Here is a 4,137-nt window from a genome sequence, read left to right as displayed (position 1 = left end):
AGGACGGTTTAAAGGGAAAGTCCCAAAACCAATGGCCCCGCCGGAGGCAGCATGGATAAATAAACCGGTACCGGAAAATAGTGATCCATTACGACACTAAACTCTTAATGAATGTGTCTCATTTTCATTGACAAGTTCCGCAGATAATGTCACCCAGTTTGCTGCACCTACAGCAGAAGAAGTACGAATGATCCGTGAACAAGTAGATCCACCCGGAATTTTCGTCAAACGCGCTGCTTAATAAGGCTAAAACCATACAGGCAGTGCCGCAAAGATAAAAAAACCCGGAGCATAAACCTGCGCCGGGTTTTTAACAAACTTTCTGCGGTTAGAATACGTGCCTATACCCAATTACAACCAGGCAATCGGAATATTATTATGACAAATGCTATCATCATTATTTATGAGTAAATACTATTATATCCCCCTGAACTTCCGCAAGCACTATACTTCCGTCCTGAATTTCTCCTTTAAGGATTTCTATCGAAAGCGGGTTTTCCAGATACTTCTGGATTGCACGCTTTAACGGACGCGCGCCGTATACCGGATCATATCCTTTTTCCACTATCAGTTTTACTGCATCATCCGACAAAACAAGTTTGATATTTTTTTCCGCAAGTCTTGCCTCAAGTTTTTTAATCTGGATTTTTACTATTTCTCCGATCTGTTCGGGTGAAAGGTTATGAAAAATTATAGTTTCATCTATCCTGTTTAAAAATTCAGGCTTAAAGCTTGCCTTTAATGCTTCCGTAACTCTTTCTTCCATCTCTTTCCGTCTTGATATCCCAAGTTCCTGTATCCACTGGCTTCCGACATTTGAAGTCATTATTATAATCGTGTTTTTAAAATCAACCGTTCTTCCATGACCATCCGTCATTCTGCCGTCATCCAGAATCTGCAAAAGAACGTTAAAAACCTCGGGATGGGCTTTTTCTATTTCATCAAAAAGTACTACCGAGTATGGTTTCCTTCTGACCGCTTCTGTGAGATATCCACCTTCATCATATCCAACGTAGCCGGGAGGCGCTCCGATAAGCCTTGAAACAGCATGTTTTTCCATATATTCGGACATATCAATTCTTACCATTGCCTGCTCGCTGTCAAAAATAAATTCGGCAAGCGCTTTGGCAAGTTCCGTTTTTCCCACTCCGGTAGGTCCCATGAAAATAAATGAACCTATCGGCCTGTTTGGGTCCTGCATTCCTGATCTTGCTCTCCTTACAGCGTTTGAAACCGCCTCCAACGCCTCATCCTGGCCAATAACCCTCATCGCCAGCCTGTCTTCCATTCTGACAAGTTTTTCCCTTTCACTCTCAAGCATTTTTCTGACCGGAATACCTGTCCATTTTGAAATGACTTCGGCTATGTCTTCATCATCAACCTCTTCTTTAAGCATCTTTCTGTCATTCTGCAAAGTTTCAAGGTTTTGGTTTGCATCATCAAGGCGTTTCCTAAGATCGGCGGCCTTTCCATATCTTAACTCTGCAACTTTGGCCAGATTGCCCTCTCTTTCAGCCTGCTGTTCTTCAGTGCCCAGATGTTCGATTTCTTCTTTTATCTTTCTTATAATCTGTATCAGCTCTTTTTCCTTATCCCAATGTGCTTTCATAGCATCAATTTCTTCATTAAGACCGGAAAGTTCCGCTTCGATTTTCAAAAGGCGATCTTTGGATGCCTGATCCGATTCCTTCTTTAAAGCCACGCGCTCAATTTCAAACTGTGTGATTCTGCGCTGGATCTCATCTATTTCAGACGGCATGCTGTCGATTTCTATCCTTAACTTCGATGCGCATTCATCGATCAGATCTATTGCCTTATCAGGAAGAAACCTGTCTGAAATATAGCGATGCGACAAAGTGGCCGCAGCAATAATGGCGGAATCCATAATTCTTACGCCATGATGTACCTCATATTTTTCCTTAAGCCCGCGAAGGATAGAAATGGTGTCTTCCACACTGGGCTCATTTACCATTACCGGCTGAAACCTTCTTTCAAGAGCGGCGTCTTTTTCAATATATTTTCTGTATTCATTTAATGTTGTTGCCCCGACACAACGAAGCGTTCCTCTTGCGAGAGCCGGTTTTAACATGTTGGATGCGTCCATCGCACCTTCTGCTGCTCCGGCGCCCACAAGAGTGTGCAATTCATCTATAAAGAGAATTATATCACCTTCCGCCTTTTCAACTTCCTTTAATACGGCTTTCAGGCGGTCTTCAAATTCCCCCCTGTATTTTGCGCCTGCAATCAAAGCGCCCATATCAAGAGAAACAAGCCGTCTGTTTTTTAAGGTCTCCGGAACATCTCCTTCCACAATCCTGCGGGCAAGTCCTTCAACAATAGCGGTTTTTCCTACTCCCGGTTCACCTATAAGAACGGGATTGTTTTTTGTTCTTCTTGAAAGAACCTGGATTATACGCCTTATTTCATCATCCCTTCCTATCACCGGATCAAGCTTGCCAAGCCTTGCAAGGGCCGTAAGATCCCTGCTGTATTTATCCAATGCCTGGTATTTTTCCTCAGGATTCGGATCTGTTATTCTCTGGTTTCCGCGAACCTCCACAAGAACCTTTAAGATTGAGTCACGTGTAATATTATTTCGTTTTAATATCTTAGCTGCTTCTCCGTCGCGTTCATCCGAGATGGCAAGAAGAATATGCTCGGTGCTCACATATTCATCTTTCATCTTGTCGGCTTCAGCGAAAGCCGAATCAAGCACAGTTTTCAAACGCTGTGAAATGCTTACTTCTCCTGCGCCCCGGACTTTAGGGAACCTGTCAATCGAAGCTGCAACTTCTTTTGCGACAGAATCAGGCGAAACACCAAGCTTGTTTAACACAGCTCTTGTAATGCCCTCCTGCTCGCCAAGCATTGCAGAAAGCATATGTTCGGGTTCTATCTGTTGATTGGTATTTTTTGAGGCCAACGATTGCGCATTTCCTATAGCCTCTTGTGATTTAACCGTAAATTTATCAAAACGCATGTATGCCTCCTGATTTTATAAAATATTTAAGCAACCTTTATTTATTTCAAATTGTACCATATAAAAATATCCGGTAAACATTTTTGTATTATTTATTACTAATTTCATTATCAAGTTCTTAAAAAGTCTAAACTTCAAGAGAGTTTTCTTTTACATCTTTTCGTTTATTACCGGGTAGTTACTTGTTTTTGATAAAATAAACACCAAAAGCGTTATGTCAATTAAACAATTGCAGCATGAGTAAAAATATTTTTTGAGATATCAGAGATAACCGCAAAACCTTTTGTCATTCCAGCATGCAGCAGGATCTCTTTTGTTTACATTTAGTTCAGACAATGGGTCACTTCGGGTACAGCGAGAAATCTTTTTGTTTTTAAATGGTTTAGAGTGTCAAAATTTCCCGGTTATTGCATCAGGATAACCGCATTTGCAAATAATGGTTTTACAAAAACACCCCAACCGTCATGCCGGACTCGATAAGCCTGCCCCGGCAAGTTTTAAGCCGGGGGCATCCGGAACCCAATGGAATTACTGGTTCCCGGCCTTCGCCGGAATGACGAAAGGAGTTGTTTCTATATTTTCATTTTCTTAACAAAGATAATATTGAGCAAAACAGAATGTATTAAAAATCAGTTGATTTAATTTAAGCAAAGTGTTAGCCAAACTTTCGTATTGTTGTTCATTGTAGAAGCCGTTTCTTTTGGCATTTTTTTGTAAAAAATAATCCGATATTTTATTACACGTTCTAAAGGATTTAATATGACCGGATATAGCAAAGCCCCAATCTTCAGATAATTGAAGTGCGGGGCTTTTGTTTTTAGAACGGATGCTAATTTCCAATACGGATAATCCTGTTTTTTAGAATTATTTTTATAAAATTCTCAAAATGCTTAGAGATATTCAAGGAGATATGAGGGCTCAAAGATTGAAAGTAAAAATATCCTCTTTCTCTGTGAACCAATAAATAAAAAGTTATACAGAAAGACAAAAACATATTCTCACAAAAATTCATCATCTAATTACATATATTATTAATATAATAGTATAAAACCGTAAGGATGTTTTTCAGAGTTATTTTTAATTTTACGAAAAAAAATTTCATCTTTATGTTGATCATACGAAATTATAAGATCAACGGAACTGGTGAATAACTTGTT

At 39.8% G+C, this 4,137-nt stretch carries 1 protein-coding gene; it reads right to left on the bottom strand.

Translation table 11 applies throughout. The features are described 5' to 3' along the window. Positions 1–397: 397 nt before the first annotated feature. Positions 398–2,980, bottom strand: coding sequence for an ATP-dependent Clp protease ATP-binding subunit (gene clpB, locus VXK47_RS02365; RefSeq protein ID WP_435547170.1), 2,583 nt, complete (start codon positions 2,978–2,980; stop codon positions 398–400). Positions 2,981–4,137 lie beyond the last annotated feature (1,157 nt).

The sequence above is a fragment of the Desulfobacterium sp. N47 genome (assembly GCF_051233685.1).
Classification (GTDB): domain Bacteria; phylum Desulfobacterota; class Desulfobacteria; order Desulfobacterales; family RPRI01; genus RPRI01.
This window is presented reverse-complemented; position numbering and strand designations above follow the sequence as displayed.

Bases quoted from the DNA above. Each gene is read 5' to 3' on its own strand.
- clpB (WP_435547170.1), bottom strand. From the start codon at position 2,980: ATGCGTTTTGATAAATTTACGGTTAAATCACAAGAGGCTATAGGAAAT.